18 protein-coding genes and 2 pseudogenes are annotated in these 19,957 nt (G+C 69.6%); 12 read left to right on the forward strand and 8 right to left on the reverse strand.

The features are described 5' to 3' along the window. Positions 1-220: 220 nt before the first annotated feature. From QEG98_RS36005 to QEG98_RS36035, 7 genes are all read left to right on the forward strand, one after another. Positions 221-490: an oligopeptide/dipeptide ABC transporter ATP-binding protein gene (locus QEG98_RS36005; protein ID WP_316568019.1), complete on the forward strand. Its 270-nt coding sequence runs from the start codon at positions 221-223 to the stop codon at positions 488-490. Continuing rightward, positions 471-1,841 carry a GH1 family beta-glucosidase gene (locus QEG98_RS36010; RefSeq protein ID WP_316568020.1) on the forward strand — a complete coding sequence of 457 codons (1,371 nt, stop codon included), beginning with the start codon at positions 471-473 and terminating at the stop codon, positions 1,839-1,841. Before QEG98_RS36005 ends, QEG98_RS36010 begins: the two co-directional genes overlap by 20 nt. After that, a complete protein-coding gene (locus tag QEG98_RS36015; RefSeq protein WP_316564530.1) occupies positions 1,838-3,946 on the forward strand; it encodes a glycoside hydrolase family 2 TIM barrel-domain containing protein in 2,109 nt (702 codons plus the stop codon). The genes QEG98_RS36010 and QEG98_RS36015 overlap by 4 nt, the downstream gene beginning before the upstream one ends. A 1,115-nt stretch (positions 3,947-5,061) precedes the next feature. Beyond that, positions 5,062-5,616 carry a hypothetical protein gene (locus tag QEG98_RS36020; protein WP_316564531.1) on the forward strand — a complete coding sequence of 185 codons (555 nt, stop codon included), beginning with the start codon at positions 5,062-5,064 and terminating at the stop codon, positions 5,614-5,616. 166 nt (positions 5,617-5,782) lie between these two features. Then, positions 5,783-6,256, forward strand: a complete 474-nt coding sequence (locus tag QEG98_RS36025; RefSeq protein ID WP_316564532.1) for a hypothetical protein — start codon at positions 5,783-5,785, stop codon at positions 6,254-6,256. Between the two features lie 61 nt (positions 6,257-6,317). Then, positions 6,318-7,265, forward strand: coding sequence for a hypothetical protein (locus tag QEG98_RS36030; protein WP_316564533.1), 948 nt, complete (start codon positions 6,318-6,320; stop codon positions 7,263-7,265). 333 nt (positions 7,266-7,598) lie between these two features. Continuing rightward, positions 7,599-9,029 carry a fibronectin type III domain-containing protein gene (locus QEG98_RS36035; RefSeq protein ID WP_316564534.1) on the forward strand — a complete coding sequence of 477 codons (1,431 nt, stop codon included), beginning with the start codon at positions 7,599-7,601 and terminating at the stop codon, positions 9,027-9,029. A 19-nt stretch (positions 9,030-9,048) separates the two neighbouring features. Here QEG98_RS36035 and QEG98_RS36040 read toward each other — a convergent pair whose 3' ends face one another. After that, positions 9,049-10,254: a tetratricopeptide repeat protein gene (locus QEG98_RS36040; protein ID WP_316568021.1), complete on the reverse strand. Its 1,206-nt coding sequence runs from the start codon at positions 10,252-10,254 to the stop codon at positions 9,049-9,051. Then, positions 10,209-11,822: a serine/threonine-protein kinase gene (locus QEG98_RS36045; protein ID WP_316564535.1), complete on the reverse strand. Its 1,614-nt coding sequence runs from the start codon at positions 11,820-11,822 to the stop codon at positions 10,209-10,211. The genes QEG98_RS36040 and QEG98_RS36045 overlap by 46 nt, the downstream gene beginning before the upstream one ends. Positions 11,823-11,938: 116 nt before the next feature. Between QEG98_RS36045 and QEG98_RS36050 the strand changes: the two genes are divergently transcribed. Both QEG98_RS36050 and QEG98_RS36055 read left to right on the forward strand, forming a co-directional pair. Next, on the forward strand, positions 11,939-12,307 hold the full coding sequence (locus QEG98_RS36050; protein WP_316564536.1) for a hypothetical protein: 369 nt from the start codon (positions 11,939-11,941) through the stop codon (positions 12,305-12,307). 17 nt (positions 12,308-12,324) lie between these two features. Next, a complete protein-coding gene (locus tag QEG98_RS36055; protein WP_316564537.1) occupies positions 12,325-12,939 on the forward strand; it encodes a hypothetical protein in 615 nt (204 codons plus the stop codon). Positions 12,940-12,960: 21 nt separating this feature from the next. Here the strand turns inward: QEG98_RS36055 and QEG98_RS36060 are convergent, their stop codons facing one another. From QEG98_RS36060 to hprK, 3 genes are read right to left on the reverse strand one after another with little or no spacing between them, the layout of a single operon-like run. Next, a complete protein-coding gene (locus tag QEG98_RS36060; protein ID WP_316564538.1) occupies positions 12,961-13,641 on the reverse strand; it encodes a hypothetical protein in 681 nt (226 codons plus the stop codon). Positions 13,642-13,687: 46 nt separating this feature from the next. Continuing rightward, on the reverse strand, positions 13,688-14,512 hold the full coding sequence (gene rapZ, locus QEG98_RS36065) for an RNase adapter RapZ (protein WP_237078477.1): 825 nt from the start codon (positions 14,510-14,512) through the stop codon (positions 13,688-13,690). A 35-nt stretch (positions 14,513-14,547) separates the two neighbouring features. Beyond that, positions 14,548-15,513, reverse strand: coding sequence for an HPr(Ser) kinase/phosphatase (gene hprK, locus QEG98_RS36070; protein WP_316564539.1), 966 nt, complete (start codon positions 15,511-15,513; stop codon positions 14,548-14,550). A 192-nt stretch (positions 15,514-15,705) separates the two neighbouring features. On the opposite strand from hprK, the gene QEG98_RS36075 reads away from it, so the two are divergent. The 3 genes and pseudogenes from QEG98_RS36075 (at position 15,706) to QEG98_RS36085 (ending at position 16,805) form a co-directional block, all read left to right on the forward strand. Then, a complete protein-coding gene (locus QEG98_RS36075; RefSeq protein ID WP_090488247.1) occupies positions 15,706-16,056 on the forward strand; it encodes a histidine triad nucleotide-binding protein in 351 nt (116 codons plus the stop codon). A 46-nt stretch (positions 16,057-16,102) separates the two neighbouring features. After that, positions 16,103-16,381 (forward strand): annotated as a pseudogene (locus tag QEG98_RS36080) (DUF1275 family protein); the annotation flags it as partial. A 112-nt stretch (positions 16,382-16,493) separates the two neighbouring features. Further along, a complete protein-coding gene (locus QEG98_RS36085; RefSeq protein WP_316568022.1) occupies positions 16,494-16,805 on the forward strand; it encodes a DUF1275 family protein in 312 nt (103 codons plus the stop codon). A 66-nt stretch (positions 16,806-16,871) separates the two neighbouring features. On the opposite strand, the pseudogene QEG98_RS36090 reads toward QEG98_RS36085, so the two are convergent. The 3 genes and pseudogenes from QEG98_RS36090 to QEG98_RS36100 form a co-directional block, all read right to left on the reverse strand. Continuing rightward, a pseudogene (locus tag QEG98_RS36090) lies at positions 16,872-19,107 on the reverse strand (fused MFS/spermidine synthase). A gap of 69 nt (positions 19,108-19,176) precedes the next feature. Continuing rightward, positions 19,177-19,314, reverse strand: a complete 138-nt coding sequence (locus QEG98_RS36095; protein WP_316564540.1) for a hypothetical protein — start codon at positions 19,312-19,314, stop codon at positions 19,177-19,179. 47 nt (positions 19,315-19,361) lie between these two features. After that, entirely contained in the window at positions 19,362-19,955 is a 594-nt protein-coding gene (locus QEG98_RS36100) for an ABC transporter ATP-binding protein (protein ID WP_316564541.1), read from the reverse strand. Between the last annotated feature and the right edge of the window lie 2 nt (positions 19,956-19,957).

The following is a 19,957-nucleotide window of genomic DNA, read 5'->3' on the forward strand; positions in this document are numbered from 1 at the left end:
CGCTGGCCGTGGAGCCGGACGTCATCATCGCCGATGAGCCCACCTCCATGCTGGACGTGTCCACGCGACGGGGCGTGCTCCAACTGCTGCGCGGTCTGACGCGCGAGCGCGGCATCGGCATCCTCTTCATCACCCACGACCTGGCCAGCGCGCGCCACCGGCCGACCGCGTCCTGGTGCTGTACGCGGGCAGCGTCGTGGAGTCTGGCAGGACGGCGGACGTGCTCGCCGCGCCCCGGCACCCGTACACCCGGCTGCTCCTGTCCGCCGTGCCGGATGGCGCGGACTTCCTCAACACCCCGCTGCCCGTGCGGCCCGCCACGGGCCCCAGGCCGGTGTTCGGCTGCCCCTTCGCGCCCCGCTGTCCCCATGCGGACGCGCGCTGCCACGACACCCTCCCCCCCGCTCACGTCCACGGCGCGGCCCACACGGTCCGCTGCCATCTCGAATCCTCGAAAGGAGCCTCCGAAAATGCGGCAGTTCCCCAATGACTTCCTGTGGGGTGTGGCCACCTCCGCCTTCCAGATTGAGGGCGCCACCAGCGCCGATGGGCGCGGTGAGTCCATCTGGGACCGCTTCGCCGCCACCCCTGGCAAAATCAGCGACGGGTCGGACGGCAAGGTCGCGTGCGACCACTACCACCGCTGGCGCGAAGACGTGGCGCTGATGCGATGGCTGGGCGTGAAGTCCTACCGCTTCTCCGTGGCCTGGCCCCGCGTGCTCCCCACCGGGCGCGGCGCCGTGAATGCCGCGGGCCTCGACTTCTACTCGCGGCTGGTGGACGGGCTGCTGGACGCGGGCATCGAGCCCTTCGTCACGCTCTACCATTGGGATTTGCCCCAGGCGCTCCAGTACCTGGGCGGCTGGCCTTCCCGCGACACCGCGAGCGCCTTCGTCGAGTACGCCGACGTGATGAGCCGCAAGCTGGGCGACCGCGTAAAGCGGTGGATTACCCACAACGAGCCCTGGTGCATCAGCGTGCTCGGCTACGGCAACGGCGAACATGCCCCCGGCCACAAGAACTGGGGCGAGGTGCTGGCCACCGCGCACCACACGCTGCTGTCCCACGGCCAGGCGGTGCCCGTCATCCGCGCCAACGTGAAGAACGCGGAGGTGGGCATCACCCTCAACCTGTCGCCCGCGGAGCCCGCGTCTCCCAGCCCCGAGGACGCGGAGGCGTGCCGCCGCCATGACGGCAGCTTCAACCGCTGGTTCCTGGACCCGCTCTACGGCCGCGGCTACCCGAAGGACGTGGTGGAGGACTACGTGAAGGACGGGCACCTCGCCTCGTCCACGCTGCCCTTCGTGCGAGACGGCGACATGGCCGCCATCGCCGTGCCCACCGACTTCCTGGGCATCAACTACTACTCGCGCGCCATCATGCGCAGCGACCGCATCCCCGAGTCGCAGAACGCGCCGCGCACCGTGTACCCCGAGCCCGAGCGCACGGACATGGGCTGGGAGGTGTACGCCCCCGCCCTCACCCGGCTGCTCGTGCACCTGCACACCCGCTACCAGCCCGGCTCCCTCTACATCACCGAGAACGGCTGCGCCTACGCCACCGGCCCCAGCGAGGACGGCAAGGTGCATGACGACAAGCGCGTGGCGTACCTGCGCTCGCACCTGGAGGCGTCACTGGAGGCCATCCGCCAGGGCGTGCCGCTTGCGGGCTACTTCGCCTGGTCGCTGATGGACAACTTCGAGTGGGCCTTCGGCTACCAGAAGCGCTTCGGCATGGTCTACGTGGACTACGACTCGCAGCGCCGCATCCCGAAGGACAGCGCTCACCTCTACAAGGCCCTGGTGGAGAAGAACGGGCTCGATGTGGAGCTCGCCGCGTGAACGCCCTCATCCTCGTCACCAGCCTCGCGTTCACGCTGGGTCAGGTGCCGCCGCCCAGCGGGCCGGAGACGCCCCCATCTCCGTCGGACGCGCCGGTGGTGCGGGTGTCCCCCGTCACCATCAACGCGGCGGCGCAGTCCGTCCGCGTGTACCGGGACGAGCGCGGCTTCAAGCTCCAGGTCAACGGCCGGGACTTCCCCATCTTCGGCATGAACTGGGGCTACACGCCCATTGGCGAGAACTACCGGTACTCGCTGTGGACGCAGAAGGAGGACTTCATCCGCGCGGTGCTGCACCGCGAGATGACACTGCTGCGCGACATGGGCGTCAACGCCATCCGGCAGTTCGACGACATCCCGCCGCAGTGGGTGACGTACATCCACAAGAACTACGGCATCTACACCGTGGTGAACCCGCTCATGGGCCGCTACGGCACGAACGTGGACGGCGTCATGGTGCCGAACACGGACTACTCCAACCCGAACCACCGCCGCGCGCTGCTCAACGATTTGGCGCAGAAGGTGGAGAAGTACCGGGACGTGCCCGGCGTGCTGATGTGGATGCTGGGCAATGAGAACAACTACGGCCTGCACTGGACCGGCTACGAAATCGAGGCGCTGCCCGGCCAGGAGGACACCGCCCGCGCGGAGCACCTCTATTCGCTGATGGGCGAGGCGGTGCGGACCATCAAGCAGCGCGACACGCTGCACCCCGTCTCCATCGCCAATGGCGACTTGCAGTACATCGACCTCATCGCGCGGCTGATGCCCGAGCTGGACATCCTGGGCTCCAACGTCTACCGCGGCCCGTCCGCCCGCGACTTGTTCGACGAAGTGCTGCGCAAGCTGAACAAGCCCGTCATGTTCACCGAGTTCGGCGCGGACGCCTACGACGCCAAAGCCGGCCGCGAGGACCACCTGGCGCAAGCCGAGTACCTGCGCAAGCAGTGGGAGGAAATCTACTCCCAGGCCTACGGACAGGGCCGCGCGCAGAACGCCCTGGGCGGCTTCGTGTTCCAGTGGGTGGACGGTTGGTGGAAGTACAACCAGGAGGCGAACCTCTCCATCCACGACACCACCGCGTCCTGGCCCAACGGCGGCTACGAATCCGACTTCGTGCCGGGCCAGAACAACATGAACGAGGAGTGGTTCGGCATCTGCGCGCTGGGCCCCGAGGACGAGGCCGGCATCGCGCGCATCCAACCGCGCACCGCGTACTACGTCCTCCAGGCGGCCTTCCGCATGGACCCGTACGCCCCCACCACCAACCCCGACACCATCCGCGAGCACTTCGCGGCCATCCGCCCCACGGAGCTGTCACGCGGCTATGAGTCGTCCATGGCGCTGGCCCGGGCGGATGACCTCAGCGCGGTGCGCGTCTCCAACCTGCGCCTGTTGATGGACAGCTCGCTGTCGCGCGGGAGCATCGCCACGGTGCGGCCCAACCAGGTGGCCGCGGACCACACGGAGTCCATCTTCTTCGACCTGGCGCTCCAGCCGACCTCGGGCGTGTACGGGCGCGCCTCGTTCAACGTCGTGGGCAACGTGGCGCAGAACCGCCTCAACAACATCTTCTATGAGAACCGCGGCACGCCCCCGCGCCCGCGACGGCCAACGGCGGCGTGGGCCGGCCCCCGTGCCCGGCGGGGGCAACCCGGCGGGGCAGCAGCCGCTGGGCCTGGACCGGCTCGCGCTGTACCAGGCCGAGTTCAAGCTGGACCGCGCGGACTTCCAGTTGGAGGGCTTCTACCGCACCGCCCACTACCACTGGGGCGAGGAAGGCGACTTCTTCGGCCTCTACCGAGAGGCGAACTACGGCCCCGCCCTGGACATCTACAAGGGCAACGCGCCCTTCGGCGTCGTCTTCACCGGAAAGAACAACCTGGAGGGCCTCAAGGTGGCGGTGGGCCCGGAGCTCTACTGGGGCGCCAACCCGTCCATCGTCGCCAAGTACCGCCGGAACGTGGGGCCGGTGACGCTGACGCTGATGCACCAGGAGGACATCGCCCGGGGCTCCACCCAGCTCACCGCCTCCGTCATCCGCGAGCGCGTGGCGCGCAGGTCGACGGTGTCACTGGGATGGACGAAGGGGCCCATGGCGCTTGAGGTGGGCGGCATCCTCGCGGCCCCGCAACGCGTGGGCGAGGCGTTCACCTGGTCGCGCCCCACGGACGGCCCCAGCTACCTCGACAGCGGCTACGAGGTGATGCGGGACGAAATCCGGATGCTCGACACCCTGGGTGCCAAGGCACGCCTCACATATGACCTGGGCGCGGTGCGAACGTTCCTCCAGGGCTCCTACCGCGGCCTGGTGGCGGACGGCGGTCCGGAGCAGGGCATCCTGCTGACGGGCTGGAGCCTGCGCGAGAGCGGCCGTGGCAACCACTTCGGTGGACAGGCCGGCGCGGTGGTGCAGGTCGGCAGCGCGTTCCAGGTGTCGCCCAACCTGCTGTACCAGAAGCCCCTCATCGGGCCCAACCCACGCATCGAGGACGCGTTCGACCCGGAGTCGGGGCGGTACTTCGCCGGCGTGCGTCCGCGCAACGTGCTGGTGGACGCCTTCACCGTCCTGGACAACCGCGAGACGCTGGGCGCCGAGCTGCTCCTCACCTTCGACCCCACGCCCGGCACCTGGTTCTGGCAGTGGGACCGCGACATGCGCGAGGACGCGCCCTTCGCCGCGGGTCTGGACCTGGTGTACCGGCGGCAACCGACGTCTCGCGACGCGGGCATCGCCATCCTCGCGGATGGCAGCATGGTGGCCTTCGGCAACGCGCCGTCTGCCCGGGACGAATGGGAGGCCACGCTGCGATTGGTGACCAACCCGATGCAGCGGCTGAAAATCTTCGGCGCCGCCTTCGCCGGCAGCAACCAGTCCTCCGGCGAGGACGACCGGCAGGTGCGGCGCTTCGGCGTGGATGCCTCCGTGCTGTGGGACACGCTGATGCTGACCACGCAGCTCCACTTCAACAACTGGGGCCCGTACGACTACCACCGCGTCTTCAACCTCACCTACCCCATCCAGCTCGGTGGAGACCTGTCCTACGGCCTCAAGCGCCCGGTGATGGGGACGGTGACGACGCGCTTCGGCGTGCGCGGACTGGTGCGCATGCTGGACCAGTACTCGGAAGGACTCAGTCAGACGGCGCTCGACCAGGGACTCGAAGGCCGCGAATTCGAGGTGGGCGCGTATGCCATCCTGTCTCTCTAACGGAGGACGTATGAAGACGTGGCTTCTGCTGGCCTGCGCCGGAGTCGTCACCGGCTGCTACGACCCCGCCAGCTTCGTGTATGGCGAATCCCTGGACGGGCTCACGCTCCAGTTCCACAGCCCGGACATCGGCATCTACCCGGACCAGTCCGTGCTGGACGACCCGAACAATCCGTTCCGAAGCAGCACGCCCGGCGCGGAGACGAAGTGGGACATCGAATCCCGCGCCGGCAACGTGGCCGCGTTCTATTCGTGGGCCACGTTGCTGGCCCGCGAGCCGGGCGGCGAGGCCCAGTTCTACGTAGGCAACAACCTGCTCGCCATCTACCAGAACGGTGAGGCGCGTCAGGAGGACCTGCCGCAGGTACGGCTCCAGGCCATCCGCGCCTATCAAACGATGCTCGATTCCTTCCCGGACGCGGTGACGTACGACGCCACGGGCACCTACGCCTATGACCTGGCGACGCCCGCGTACAAGGGCATCGTGGAGATGGGGGGCGCGGTGCAAGGCGGTTGGGTGTTGATGAGCACGGCTGGCGGCGGAGATAGGGCGGTGCGGCCATGAGGCGCGCGGGCTTCGCGGTGCTCATGCTCCTGGCGGGCTGCCGTCCCGACCCGGGCGTGCCGGACTACACGGACCAGGGCTACAACCGGCCCGACGCGGGCGGAGCACCCAACGACGAGGCGCTCCCGGGCCCCTCCCCTATGTGGAAGGTCAGCGGCGCCTGGGCGTGGGTTTCTACGAGGGGGGCCGCTCCCAGGACATCCCGGTGGACAACACCACCGTGCACATCCACCTCTACGAGGGCACGCTCTCCCTGGAGCCCTCCACCACGCGCATCGAGGGCCGCCAGTCCGACCTGGTGGTGCACGCGGGCAAGACGTGGCTGGGCTTCGGCGTGCACTGGAGCCCCCCGCGCAACCTGGATGGCTGGACGACGCTGCACGTGAGCCTCAACTCGGCCGACCCGGGCTTCGCCAACGTGTCCATTGGCATGAACGACGACCAGAGTGTCCAGCTCCCCGCGTCACGGTACGGTTACACGAATGACGGGCAGTGGCACCACCTGGCCATTCCGCTGGCGGACTTCGTCGCGGGCGGGTTGCAGCTCAACGCGGTGCAGGCGCCGTTCGTCTTCATCGCTGGCGCGGGCCCGGCCGCGGACACGCTCCTGCTCGACAACGTGTATTTCACCGCGGACTGAGCCAGCCCCTCCGTGGAGCCCGGCCCGCTTCGGGGTCCGGGTTTCACGGAGATGTCATGTCGTGGTGGCGCCGCGCTTCTACGACTTCCGTGGCGCCAGCGACATCTCCGTGGAGACGGAGGTCAACCCCGTCTACGTGCGCAATGGTGATGACGTCCTCGTCTACCGGGGGCACGTCAGCGCGGCGGCGAACTCGCTCCTGGTGACCGCGCCCGATGGGACCCCGACGGTCACCCGCGTGAGCGCGGGCCAGTTCCTGCTCGACTGGCGGTACCCGGCCGTCTATCAGGCCATCGACCCGCACACCGTGCCGCTCACCTTCAACGCCGCGCTCACCGGCGGCGGTACGGCGCAGAAGACGGCCCGGCTGGTCGCGCGCGTCACCGAGCTGGCGCTCACCTCCGGCGACGCCTACGAGGTCTGGCCCAGCCAGCCCTGCCTGCCTTCCGTGCACGCGTGCGTCTATTCGCAGCCACAGGGCGCACTGGACTTCTCCGCGTGTGGCACCTACCGGCAGGTGTCCCGCTGCATGTACGCGGGCGTCTGTGAGGATGGAGCGACCTCGCCCCTGACCCTCACGGCCATTGACGCCTCGGTCCTGGAGCCGGAGCGCCTCCAGTGGAACTCCACCTCCACGGGCATGAGCTGGCACCACCTGGAGCCCGTGGACGCGTACAGCATCCCGGAGTGCCCCACCGAGCCCAGGACGATTCAGTCCGTCATGGCGAAGCTCACCGCGCTGAACCCTCAACTGCCATACCCGGACACGGGTAGCTTCGTCGGCCGCAGCGGCTTGTCGCAGGTGCTGTTCTTCAATCCCTGGCGGGACGGAGACCAACTGCTGGCCGCGGTGGATGCCTTTGCCGGCGGCGGCGAAGTGCAGGCCTGGATTTCGACGTATGAAGTGCCCTGCCACAACTGCCACGACAACGAGGCGTGGGCGGTGCTGTTCTATCCAGACAGCGGCAAGGTGCTCGTCTTCAAGGGCAACCACGGCTACGACTCCTGAGGAGCGCGTCCACTTTCCGCCAGGGCTTCGGATTAAAGCCCCGGCGGAAAGATGGGCCTTCCTTGCGTTGAGTTGCAGACATCGCCTGACTTCCCCGAGACTCCCGCGCCAGTTGTCCCTCATCACCTTTCAGCGTGGGAACTCATGCGCATGTATCGCCTCGGAGTGGCGTGTGTCTCGATGTGCCTTGTCTTGTCGGGCTGTGCCGACAATGGACCGGATGTCACCAACGAACCCAAAGACAATCCACCACCAGCGTCACCCAACGGCATCCCAGGGGAGGACGGGACCTGGACGGGTCAGCCCACTGGCGAAGACGATGCCCCCGGCGAAATGGATGATGTCGACTCGGGCGACGTCATCATCACCCACACCGAGCGCTTCTACACCTCCGTGGGCGTCGCGGTCCGGAGCAAGGACCTGTCCTCCAATCCTCCCGAGTTGCTCGTCCGCACCCGGACCGGCTTCACGCGCTACACCGGCGCGCCCTCGTCGGAGGGCTACCGCTTTCCCAGCGTGCCCCAGGGGGAGTACTACCTGAAGACGGGGAGCGCCTATGTCGTCACCGACGAGCGGCGTGTGGAGATTGGCCGTCATTATCTGGGACGTCAGGATGCCGTCGCGACGTCTCACTCCATGACGCCCGCGTACCTGAACCTCACGAACCTCGCCCCCTGGCAGGATCCCGCCGGGTACAGCGGTGGCAGCCGGCTGCAGATTGTCTCCGGGCAGGTCGACCTCTCGGGGGAGGTGTACACCAACGACTACGTCGCCGCGGGCCAGACGCAACTGGACGTGCAGGACGCGCAGGCCTACGGCCTGTCGGGCAACTTCCCCGTCTTCGAGGCGGCGAAGGGGGACCGGCTGTACGTGAATCAACTCACGAACGTCTTCGGAAAACCGCTTCCGAACGGTGAACCCCTGGTCGCCTCGGCCCTCGTCCGCAGCGCGCAACTGCCTGCCTTCAACTTCACCGCGGATGGGGTGACGCCGCTCGTCATCATCGGCGCCATGCAGGACGTCCCCATGACGGACGTCTCCTTCGAGTGGCGTCTGGGCAACTACGCCTCCGTCGCCACCGAAATCCACCCCGCCGCGACGGCGCGCTTGCCGACCTTCTACATCGAGCCCTCGGCCCACGGCCCCCAGGAGGGCTGGGTCGGCTACTCGGGGGAGCTCTTCAGCCTCGTGCTCCCGCCTGGCACCTCGCACACCATCGCTGACCGGTTGCCGTATGGAAACCCCTACCCTTCGTCGTGGCGCCCCGTGGGTACCGCCACCTATCAGTACCGCATCCTGGAGCCCCTGCCGGGCGACACCACCATCACGCGAAGCGTGGCGGGCTCGCTCCTGACGTCGGACTATGTGGAGAACCTGGTGGCGAGCCCCATCACGCCCGCGCTGACGCCTCCGCGCGCGCTGTCCATCGACGGCATTCCGGCGACGTCCCAGCGCGTGGTGGGCAACACCAGCCCCATCATCACCTGGAAGCCACCCGCGAACGGCGCGCCCACCGCCTATCGGGTGAGCCTGATTCGCTACGTCAACACCAGCGCGTCGACCCAGACGGCCCTCTACCTGCCGGGCACGGCCACCGAGGTCCGGCTGCCCGTGGGAACGCTGGCGCCCAACGCCATCTACTCGGTGAGGGTCACGGCCCTGGACAGCCCGCATCAGGAGGTGACGCGAGAGCCCTTCACCATCTTCGAGAAGCTGCCCCTCCACACGGCGGACACCATCAGCTCCCTGTTCACCACGCCGTGAGCCACGGCACCTCCCGTCCCTAGCGGCGCCTCCGCTGCTGGGGACGGGCGGGCTTCGCCTTCGTCTCCGGAGGCAGCGCGTCCAACCACGCCCGCACCGCCTCGGCCTGGAGCGCCCGGCCCGAGGCCGTGAAGCGCTCACGCGCCTTCGCCGCCTCGGTCCGCGCCTCCACACCCTGCCCTTCCTTCCACAGCGCCCGCGCGAGCGCGAAGCCCGACTCCCCCAGCGAGTCCTCCTGCGCGCCCGTGAAGGCCACCGCCTTGCGCAGCGGCGCCAGCGCCTCGCGCGTGCGCCCCAGTCCCAGCAGGGCCTGCCCCACGCCGTCGTAGGAGTACTGGAGGTCCTCGTCGTCGGGCCCCAGTTGGGCGTGCTTCACCGCCAGCGCCGCCTCATAGACTTTCAGCGCCTCTTCGTGGCGGCCCAGCGCGAGCAGGCTCATGCCCTCCTCGTCGAGCGCCTCCGCCAGCTTCAGGTGACTGTCGCCCAGCAGCTCGCGGTGCAGCGCCACGGAGGCCCGGGCATGCGCCAAGGCCCGCGCGAACTCCCGCTGCTCGCGCAGCGCCATGGACAGGCCCTGGTGGCGCCGAGCCACGTCCAGGTGCCGAGGCCCCACCGCCGCCTCCGTCTGGCGCAGCGCCTCCTCCATCACCCGCACGGCCTCCGGGAAGGCCCCCACCTCCAGCAGCACCCGCCCCAGTGAGAACGTCACCCGCGCGCGCTTCGGATGGCCCGACACCAGCGCGTCCGCCAGCACGGTGTTGGCTTCCTCCAGCAACGCCCGGGCGTCGTCCGCCTGACCGCGCATCAACGCGAGGTTGGCCTCGTTCACCAGCAGGTCGCCCCGCAGCACCGCGTCCCCGCCCAGCCGCTGGAGGGTCGCCTTGCCCAGGCGTGACCATTGAAGGGCGTGCTCGAAGCGCTCGCGCTCCCCTTCCACGTAGAGCAACTTGTTGAGAATGGAGACCTCCAGCCGGTCCGCCCGGCCCGACGTGGCGTCATAGACGGCCTGCTCCAGCAGCCCCGCGCCCTTCTCCTTCTCCCCCAGCACGGCCTGGAGCCATCCCTGGTGGAAGCGCAGCTCCGCCGTCAGCGGCGCGTACCGCGCGGCCAACACCCGCGACTCCACCGCGTTCGCCGCCGCCAGCGCCTGGGGATAACGGCTGGTGTCCACCAGCGCCTTCACCTCCGACAGCGCACCCTCCAATGACTCCAGCTCCGCGCGCATGGCCGGGTCCGCGGGCCGGGGCTGCTGGCTCGCCAGGGCCTCCACGTCCGCGCAGTCCTCGGGCGAAGGCAGCGCATACGCCGCGTCCAGCGCCTTCTCCACGCCCGCCTTGTCCACCTGGGACAGGGCGCCCACCAGCGCGCGCAAATCCTTGTGCCGCCGCTCCAGACACACCACGCGCTGGGTGAACAGCGCCTCCGGCTGCACCTCGTGCAGGCGCGTGGCCTCGCACGCGTCGGTGTGCTGCCGCGCCCAATTGCTGGCATAGGCATCCAACACCTGCCCCACCCGGGCCGCCATGTCCCCCGCCAGGGGCTGCCCGTGGCCGCGAAGGCCGAGGCCAGTCGCTGCTTCGCCTCAGCCCCCCAACTGTCCGCCAGCAGCCCCTCCGCGCCCGCGCAGACGCTGGACTGAAACCACAGCCCGCCGCCCACCGCCCCCACCAGCGCCACCGTGGCCGCGGCCATGCCTCCCGCCTTGCGGGCCCGTGCGCGCTGCTCCTCTTGCGACAGCGCCTCCAACAGCGCCCCCATGGAGGCGAAGCGCGCCTCCGGCTCGAGTGACAACCCCCGCATCACGGCGCGCCGCACCCAGGCGGGGACGCGGGCGTCGCTCGGCGGCTCGTGGATGGGCGAGGGCTCCCGCCCGGCTCGCTCCAACGGCGCCGTCACCTTCGCGGGTGCGGACCGCAGCGCCTTCGCGGCCCGCGAGAGCTCGTCGGGGTCGAAGGGACGCTGGTTGTAGAGCGCCCGGTACAGCGCCGCGCAGAAGCTGAACTGGTCCGAGCGCGCGTCCAGGGACTCGCCGCGGAACTGTTCGGGGGACATGAACGGCGGCGTGCCCAGGACGACACCCGTTTCGGTGAGCGGGTCATGCAGCGGGCGCGACATCTCCGAGGCGTCGCGCACGCGCGCCAGCGTGGGCTGTTCGTCCAGAGGCAGGTTGTCCACGGGCCGCGCCAGGCCGAAGTCCGTGACGCAGACGCGCCCGTCACGCCCCACCAGCACGTTTGCGGGCTTGAAGTCGCGGTGCACCAGCCCCGCCGCGTGCGCGGCCTCCAACCCGCGTCCGGCTTGCAGGTACTTCTCCAGCACCTCGCGCCAGGAACGGGGCTTCTCCCGCCGCCAGTCCGCCAGCGTGCCACCGGCCACACACTCCATGGTGAAGAAGACCTGCGCGTCCCAGGTGCCCACCTCGTAGATGGGAATGACATTGGGATGGGAGACACGCGCCATGGCCTGCGCCTCGCGGAGCAGCCGGGCACGCCCGCCCTCCTCGTCCGCGGAGCGGGCCTCCACGCTCAACAACTTGAGCGCCACCTTGCGGTCCAGGTCCGGGTCATAGGCCGCGAACACCGCGCCCATGCCGCCCTGCCCCAGCAGCTTCAACGGGATGAAGCGCCCCACCCGCTGGCCCAGCCGGCTCCGCGAACGCCAATCCCCAGGCGCGTCGCGCGCGGAGGAAGGCTCCGCCGCATGCGGCGTCCCCTGCACATCCGCTGACACGACCTGCGTGGACAGCTCTGGCGAATCATCAGCACCCGAGCCCCGGTCATCGGTGTTGGCCATGACGCAAGTGTACCGGGAAGCGAGCGACTCCCTGCGCCCATGAAGGATTCACGCGCAACAACACACACATGCCGCCGATAATGCGAACAGGCGAAGGAAGTCCGGGAGGGTCCGCCGTGACCAGGATTGTCACCACCGTGTTCAACTCAGCGCCGCAGGCCCTGTCCAAGCCCATCCAGCCGGCCGTGTTGAAGGACGCCAGGACGCCCATGGAGACGTCGCCCGCCAGGCCGGTGAGCAGCCCCGCCCCGGCGGCGCCCCGTCCGGAGCGGGACACCTTCCAGGACACGAAGCCCGCGGCCAAGGGCGTGCCGCGGCTGTCGGTGCCGGACGCCACGGGGACCAGCGAGCTCCCCTTCCTGCGAGACCGGCACCCGAGAATGAAGCGGCGCAGGCGCAGGCCGACAAGGGCTGGGCGCCCACCGCGTCGGTCATCGCGCAGAACTCGGACACGGGCTGCGGCGAGGCGACGCTGGCCTTCCTGAGCCGGGCGAGCCGCAGCGTGACGAAGGGCAGCCTGTGCGAGCAGCGGGAGCGAGCGACGGTCCGCGAGCGCGCGTCGCAGGTCAGCGGCGCCCGGTCCGTCCACGCCCCGGTGGACGTCAACCTGGATGATGGCGCCACGCCCACGGAGATGGCGACCGCGCTGGGGGGCCTGGGCATCGAAGTCACGGACGGCTTCGCCGACTTCGACGCGGCGGCGATGAGCAAGGTGATGAAGGCCGGTCAGTTCGGCCTGGCGCTCGTGGACGCCAATGCCATCCTCAATGGCGCGCTCGCGCCCGAGCAACGGCGCAACGGGCCGGGCCAGCTCCACTGGGTCACCATCGACGGCGTCAACAGCAACGGGACGGCCGACACGTCGGACGACTTGTTCCGCGTGAAGGACCCCGTCAATGGCGAGTACTGGGTGTCCGCCAGGGACTTGGAGAGCGCGGTCCAGGCCGGCAAGGAGCACCACGGCAGCGGCGGCATCTTCGCGCTGGAGAACCGCCCGGACGTGGGCGGACAGAAGGAGCGTGACGCCCTGGCCCACCTCAACCGCGAGCGCACCGCGTCCTTCGCGGACAAGAACGGCGTGGGCAGCAAGCGCCTCAGCCTGGGCGAGTCGAGCTGAGGCGCGCGCCCGGAGCCTGTCTCAGTAGGTGTAATAGACAGGCGGCGTGGTGCTGGTGAAGAAGTCGTAATACGTCGCCACGTAGTTGGGGCGGTTGCCGACCTCACCCGGCAGCGGGCCACCCTTCGTCCCGTAGACGACCAGCGTCGCGCCGCCGTCCGTCTGGTCCAGCGCGCAGGAGTTCACATGGTTCGTCCCGTACATGACGACGATGTCATGTGAGCGGACCATGCCGAGCGTCGCCGGGTCGATGTGGTTCACCTGACAGCGATTCATCGAGCTGCCACTGGGCGTGGGCTTGTACGAGAAGGCCGTGGCCACGCCGTAGCTGTTGGCCAGGAGCGCGAGGTACGGGGTGTTGTAGGACCGTCCCAGCGTCACGCTGCCCGCGCCATGGGCGCACGTGCCGGACGCCGCGCGCGTCACGACGATGTCCAGGCTCGGAGGCATGGAGCCGGGCACCGGCACGGAGGAGATGGTGTACGTGCAGCCCTGCGTGGTGCCGGTCACCAGCGCGGCCCCCTGCTGCGCCAGCGCCTCCTGCTCGGGGGCCTCTTCGGGGGCGCCACAAGCGGCCAGGGACACGGCAGCACAACAACACCAGACGGCGGATTTGAAGACTCGCATGTCGGGACTCCAGGACGGAGAGGATGGGGACTCATCCCCACCTCTCCAAAAGCTGACAGAGTCCTTGTCCCGCATTCAACTGGAGCAAACTGCAACATAGTTACATTGCAATTTGGCGGCGCTATTCCTTCTCGATGTCCCGGTCCCAGAGCTGGACGCGGGTGTCTTCGTCCGTCAGGCGCCGGGTGAGCTCGGCGGCGATGGCGACGGAGCGGTGCTTGCCACCGGTGCAGCCCAGGGCCACGGTGAGGTACGCCTTCCCCTCCTTCTGGTAGCGAGGGAAGAGGAAGCGGCAGAGGTCCACGACCTTCTCGAGGAACTGCTGCGTCTCCTCACGCTCCAGCACGTAGGCCGCCACCTTCGGCACCTTGCCCGTGAGCCCCTTCAGCTCCGGGACGAAGTACGGATTGGGCAGGAAGCGCACGTCCAGGACGAGGTCCGCCTGGGGCGGCACGCCGTAGCGGTAGCCAAACGACATGATGGACAGGCTGGGGCCCGCGGCGGGCTCCGGGCTGAAGCGCGCCTGCACCATGCGCTTCAAGTCATGCACGTTCAGCGTGGACGAGTCGATGACCTGGTCGGCCAGCTCGCGCAAGTCACGCAGCGCCTGGCGCTCCGCCTTGATGCCCTCGGCGACGGTGCCGTTGGGCGCCAGCGGGTGGCGGCGGCGCGTCTCGCTGAAGCGGCGGATGAGGCTGTCGTCGCTGGAGTCCAGGAAGAGCACTTCCACCTGGTGCCCGGCGCGGCGGACCTCCGCGAGGATGCGGGGCGCGTCCTTGAGGAAGACGCCTTCGCGGACGTCCACCACCAGCGCCATGCGCTCGAAGTGGCCGCCGCCCGCCAGCTCCGTGAGCTTGGGCAAGAGCAACACCGGCAGGTTGTCGATACAGAAGAAGCCCGAATCCTCCAACGCGCGGATGGCGGTGGACTTACCGGACCCGGACATGCCGGTGATGATGACGATTTGTTTCGCGGGGGCGGTCACTCGACCTCTTCTCCCAGGGTGCGGCGCATCGCCCCTTCGGCGATGGCCCGGTTGAGTCGCTCGGCGAACTCTCTCGCCGAGTGGTGGCCCTGTAGCTTTAGCAACTGATTACGCGCGGCGACCTCGATGATGGTCGCCATGTTGCGGCCCGGACGAACGGGCACCACCGACAGGGGGATGTCCACCCCCACAATCTGCAGGTGCTTGTCCTCCACGCCCAGCCGATCATACTCCTGGTGGGGGTCCCACTCCTGGAGCTCGATGACCAGCTCGATTTTCTTCTGTTCGCGGATGGCGGCCACGCCGAACAGGTCCTTGATGTTGATGATGCCCAGGCCGCGAATCTCCATGTGGTGCTTGATGACCGGGTTGCCAGCGCCGTAGACGGCCCCCTTGCGGCGGGTGACGTCCACGATGTCGTCCGCGACCAGGCGGTGGGCCCGCATCACCAGGTCCAGGGCAATCTCGCTCTTGCCGATGCCGCTCTTGCCCAGCAGCAAGATGCCCACGCCGAACACGTCCATCAACACCCCGTGCAGGCTGCTGGACTCGGTGAGGGCCTCATCCAGGAAGGTCTGCACCCGCATGATGAACTCACTGGAGAGCAGCGGCGTCTTCATCAGCGCCAGCCCCGCGCCTTCACACGCGGAGATGAGGGCCTGGGGAATGTCCAGGTCCTTGGTCACCACCACGCACGCCAGCTCCTCCTCGCCGAAGAGCTGCGCCAGCGACGCGCGCTGCCGCTCTTCCGGCAGCGTGGCCAGGTATGAAATCTCCGTGTTGCCGAACACCTGGACGCGGTGCGGATGCAGGTGCTCGGTGAAGCCCGCAAGCGCCAGCCCCGGCTTCTGGATGCGCGAGGACACCACGATGCGCGACAGTCCGCCGCCGCCGGCGACGAGACTGAGCCGCATGTCGTAGTCGCGGTCCTCGAGGAGCTGGGAGATGCGGATGGATTTCATCGTCAGGGCGTGGATATCACCGGTGGGGCCCTTTGAGGGGGACAGCCTTCCTTGGGCCCTCAACGAGAGGGGCCCAGGTAGGAGACCCGGGGCCCGGCCGCCCCACCGGGAGGCAAAATGCGGGTTCCGGCAGGCAACGGAAGGCCACGGAAGCCATTCCGTGGGGCTCCGGCCGCTGGTAAGCCGGAAAACATGTCCGACTGTCTCTTCTGCAAGATTCGCGACGGGCTCATCCCCGCCAAGGTGGTCTACCGCGACGACATGTGCGTGGCCTTCGAGGACATCAATCCCCAGGCCCCCACCCACGTGCTCTTCATCCCCCACAAGCACATCCCCACCGTGAACGACATCACGGCGGAGGACCGCGAGCTGGTGGGCCACCTCTTCACCGCGGCCGCCAAGGTGGCCCAGGAGCGCGGGCACGCGGACCCGAACGACGGCTACCGGGTGGTGATGAACACCCATGCGCACGCCGGCCAGACGGTCTTCCACATCCACCTGCACCTGCTGGCCGGGCGCCCGCTGGGCTGGCCGCCGGGCTAGTTCCGCGCGCCCCTGCCCGAGGCCGGTGTTAGCCTCGGGCACTGCGATGCCCTTCTCATCGGAATCGTCTCCCGGGAACCGGAGAGCCTACACACTGCTGTCAGTGCTGCTCGCGGGCGTGGCGGGCCTGGTGAATACCACGGGCTTCGTGGCGCTGGGCCTGCACACGTCGCACATGTCCGGAACCATGGCCACGCTGGGAGAGTCCCTGGCCTCGGGCAACGTGGCCCTGGCCTTGCTGGCCGCGCAACTCCTGCTGTCCTTCGTGGTGGGCGCCGTGTCCGCGTCGGTGCTGCTGGAGCTCTCCCAACAGCGCCCCCGGGGCCGCCACTCCTCCGCGCTGCTGCTGGAGGCACTCACGCTGGGTGGCATCGGCGCCGGCTGTCGTACCACCCCAGTACCCACGAGCCGACGCTCATGTGGGGCCGGCCTATGCCATGGGGCTCCAGAACGCGCTCGTCACCCGCGTCTCCGGCGCCGTGGTGCGCACCACGCACATCACCGGCATCCTCACCGACATCGGCATCCAGGTGGTGCGGCTGGGTTCCTGGCTGCGCGAGGGAACGCGGGGCCAGGGCTTGCCGGCCTGCGACGCCGTCTCTGGGCGCTGCCCACCGCTGTTGAATTCGAGCGGACCCGGCTGCACCTGGGGCTCGGCTCCGCCTTCCTGGGCGGCTGCACGCTGGGGCCGCTGCTCTTCGCCCGGCTCGGCGCGGCCACCCTGGCGATTCCCTGCGGCGTGCTGGTGATGCTGGTCGCGCTCGACCTGAGCGCCGTCGCCACCTCCGGCCCCCAGGCGATGCCGCGCGCCTGAGTCACTCCGTCCCGGGCTGGGCGGACGCGGGGCCGGGCGGGCCGGAGGAGGCCTCCACGTCCTTGACGCTCGCCGAGGGCCTGCCGCGGCGGAGCACGTGCAGCACGCTGCTCTTCTCGTCCGTCCACGTGAAGTCGGGGTCCTCCCGCAGGCCCAGCCGGCGCACGCGCGCGGAGGCCCGGGTGAAGGTGGGTCCCCAGGAGAACTCGCGGTCCGGGCTCAGCACCATCCAGTTGCTGCGCAGCGCGTCCCCTTGCGTCTCGTTGACCACCAGCGCCGCGTGCAGCCCCAGGGCCCGCGCGTGCGCCAGCGTCAGCGGCACCAGGTCCAGGTGGACGTTGCTGATGTGCAGCGCCAGCACGCCATGGGGCGCGGTGCGCGCGGTAGAGCGCCACCGCCTCCTGGGTGAGCAGGTGCACCGGCACCGCGTCCGAGGAGAAGGTGTCCAGCGCGAGCACGTCGAAGCCCTGCGCGCCGCCCGCCTCCAGCTCCCGCTCCAGGGAGATGCGCGCGTCCCCCTCCACCAGCTCCACCTTCGCCGGCGTGTCTCCCAGGAAGGAGAAGTAGCCGCCCTCGCCCTGCGCCAGCGCGATGACCGCGGGGTCGATTTCGTAGAAGCGCCCGGTGTCCTCCGCCTCGAGCAACGCGGCGCTGGTGCCCACGCCCAGTCCCAGCACGCCCACGCGCAGCCCCGCGGGCAGCCCCACGGCTTCGCGCAGCCGGCGCTGCTCGGCGATGGCCAGTCCCAGGCCCGCCTCCGGCGTGTAATACGTCGTGGGCACGCCCCTGCGCTCGGGCGTCACGTACTGGAGCCCGTGGGTGATGGCGCCGTGCAGCAGCGTGAAGCGGTGGTCCTCCGGCGAGCCCACGCCCTGCTCCATCACCCGCACCACGCCGAAGAAGTTGCGCGAGGCGAAGCGCGCGCGGCCCTGCTCGCGGGCCATGGTGTACGTCAGGTGTCCGGCCACCAGGAGCAGCATGGCGCCGCGCAGGACACGCTGCATCCGCTGCGTCCGCGTCGCTTCGCCCGCCTGTTTCGCCATGCCCACCAGCGCGACGACGCAGCACGCGCCCAGCGACAGAGGGTACTCCCAGTAGGCGCTGAAGACGGCCGGGGCCAGCACGCTGATGAGCAGCCCGCCCAGCACGCCGCCCGCGGACACCCACAGGTAGAAGGCGCTGAGGTGGCGCGGCGGTGGGCGCAGCCGGTACAGCTCGCCGTGGCACACCATGCTGCCCGCGAAGAGGGCCACGGAGTACGCGGCCAGTTGGAGCGCGAGCGATGACTGCGGCCCCTGCGTCTGCGCGTGCGCCACGCCCGCGCCCGAGGCGATGAGCAGCACCGCGTAGACGGTCCGCGAGTAGAAGGACTCGCGGGAGAAGGCGAGGATGAAGGTCAGCAGGTAGACGGCCAGGGGCAGCACCCAGAGGAAGGGGCCGGCCGCCACGTCCTGGGAGAGCTGATTCGTCGTCGCCAGCAGCAGCACCGACGCGCAGGTGCTCAGCCCCAGCCACGTCATCGTGGCGCGCATGGTGGGGCGTGCCACCTCCGCGCCGGCCTCTACCCCAGTGCCTGCCGTCAGCGGCGTGGCCGTCACGGGCGCGGCCGTGGCGACGGGCGCCGTGTCCGGCTGCTTCATCACGTCCAGCGCACACACCGCGCAGGCCACGGCGAAGAAGACGAAGCCCACGCCCCAGCCCCACGCCTGGGCGCCGCGCCCCACCCACGGCTCCACCAGGAAGGGATAGCCGAGCAGCGCCAGCAGCGAGCCCGCGTTGGACAGCGCATACAGCGGATAGGGCGAGCGGCCCGGTCGCGCGCGGGCGAACCACGACTGGAGCAGCGGACCGGTGGTGCTCAGCACGAAGAAAGGCAGGCCGATGGTGACCGCCAGCATCGCCAGCAGCCGGGGCACGGCCAGCGCGGTGCCCTCCGGACGCCATTCAGGCCCGGGCGCCACCGGCGAGCCCGCCAGCAACGCGCGAGCGCCCAGCAGCAGCACCGCCACCGCGAGCAGTCCCAGGTGGACGCGGGCTTGCGTGCGAGGTGCCAGCCGCGAGGCGAGTCCGTGCGAGTACGCGTAGCCCCCCAGCAGCACCGCCTGGAAGAACAACATGCACGCCGTCCACACGCCGGGCGTTCCGCCGTACCACGGCAGCGAATAGCGCCCCACCAGGGGTTGCACGCCAAACAAGAGGAACGCACTGGCGAAGATGGCGATGGCGTAGCGGGACATGTAGGCGGTCCAGGCTTTCCCGCCCGGCACGTCCGGTCAACTGTCCGGCGTCCGAGGGGCGAAGAAGGTTCAGCGCGAGGGTGCTCGGGGCGCGAAGAGCCGGGCGCCGGACGGAGCCAGCGCGGTTTCCATGGGCAGCCCGTAGAGCGTTTCCAGGGAGCCACGCTCCAGCACCTCGTCCGCCCGCCCCTGCGCGAGCACCGCCATCCCGGAGGAGCAGCACATGGGTGGCGAAGGCGGCGGCGAGGTTCACGTCATGCAGCACCGCCACCGCGCCCAGCCCCGCGTCCACGCGCGCGCACGCGGTCGAGCGAGCCCACTTGATGGGCCACGTCCAGGAAGGCGGTGGGCTCATCCAGCAGCAACAACTCGGGCTGCTGCACCAGTCCTCGCGCCAGCATCAACATCCGGCGCTCGCCGCCAGAGAGGGCCTCCGCGGGCCGCTCGGACAGGTGCGCGATGCCGAGCTCCGTCATCACCTCCCGCGCGAGCGCCACGTCTCCCGCGGACGGCAGGCCCCAGAGGCCCAGGTGCGGACTGCGGCCCATCAACACCAGCTCCAGGCCGCTGAAGCCCTCCGTGGATTCGATGGTCTGCGGCACCCACGCCACCTTGCGGGCGAGCGCCCGGGGCTCCCAGGCGGCGCGCTCGCGCCCCAGCAGGCGGACTTCTCCGCGCGTCCAGGGCCCCAGGCCCAGCACCGCGCGCAGCAGCGTGCTCTTGCCCGTCCCGTTGGGGCCGAGCACCGCCCACAGCTCACCGGGCCGGACCTCGCACGTCACACCCTGCAAGATGGGACGAGGACCGTAGCCAGCGACCAGCGCCCGGGTGACGAGCAGGGGCTCCACGG

It is taken from the genome of Myxococcus sp. MxC21-1, assembly GCF_032612255.1.
GTDB lineage: Bacteria > Myxococcota > Myxococcia > Myxococcales > Myxococcaceae > Myxococcus > Myxococcus virescens.

Excerpts from the sequence above, each read along its gene's own strand:
- QEG98_RS36045 (WP_316564535.1), bottom strand. The coding sequence starts at position 11,822 with ATGGCCAACACCGATGACCGGGGCTCGGGTGCTGATGATTCGCCAGAG.
- rapZ (WP_237078477.1), bottom strand. The coding sequence starts at position 14,512 with ATGTCCGGGTCCGGTAAGTCCACCGCCATCCGCGCGTTGGAGGATTCG.
- QEG98_RS36085 (WP_316568022.1), top strand. The coding sequence starts at position 16,494 with ATGGGGCTCCAGAACGCGCTCGTCACCCGCGTCTCCGGCGCCGTGGTG.
- QEG98_RS36040 (WP_316568021.1), bottom strand. The coding sequence starts at position 10,254 with ATGCGCGCGGAGCTGGAGTCATTGGAGGGTGCGCTGTCGGAGGTGAAG.
- QEG98_RS36035 (WP_316564534.1), top strand. The coding sequence starts at position 7,599 with ATGGATGATGTCGACTCGGGCGACGTCATCATCACCCACACCGAGCGC.
- QEG98_RS36075 (WP_090488247.1), top strand. The coding sequence starts at position 15,706 with ATGTCCGACTGTCTCTTCTGCAAGATTCGCGACGGGCTCATCCCCGCC.
- QEG98_RS36095 (WP_316564540.1), bottom strand. The coding sequence starts at position 19,314 with ATGGCGGTGCTCGCGCAGGGGCGGGCGGACGAGGTGCTGGAGCGTGGC.
- QEG98_RS36010 (WP_316568020.1), top strand. The coding sequence starts at position 471 with ATGCGGCAGTTCCCCAATGACTTCCTGTGGGGTGTGGCCACCTCCGCC.
- QEG98_RS36020 (WP_316564531.1), top strand. The coding sequence starts at position 5,062 with ATGAAGACGTGGCTTCTGCTGGCCTGCGCCGGAGTCGTCACCGGCTGC.
- hprK (WP_316564539.1), bottom strand. The coding sequence starts at position 15,513 with ATGAAATCCATCCGCATCTCCCAGCTCCTCGAGGACCGCGACTACGAC.
- QEG98_RS36060 (WP_316564538.1), bottom strand. The coding sequence starts at position 13,641 with ATGCGGGACAAGGACTCTGTCAGCTTTTGGAGAGGTGGGGATGAGTCC.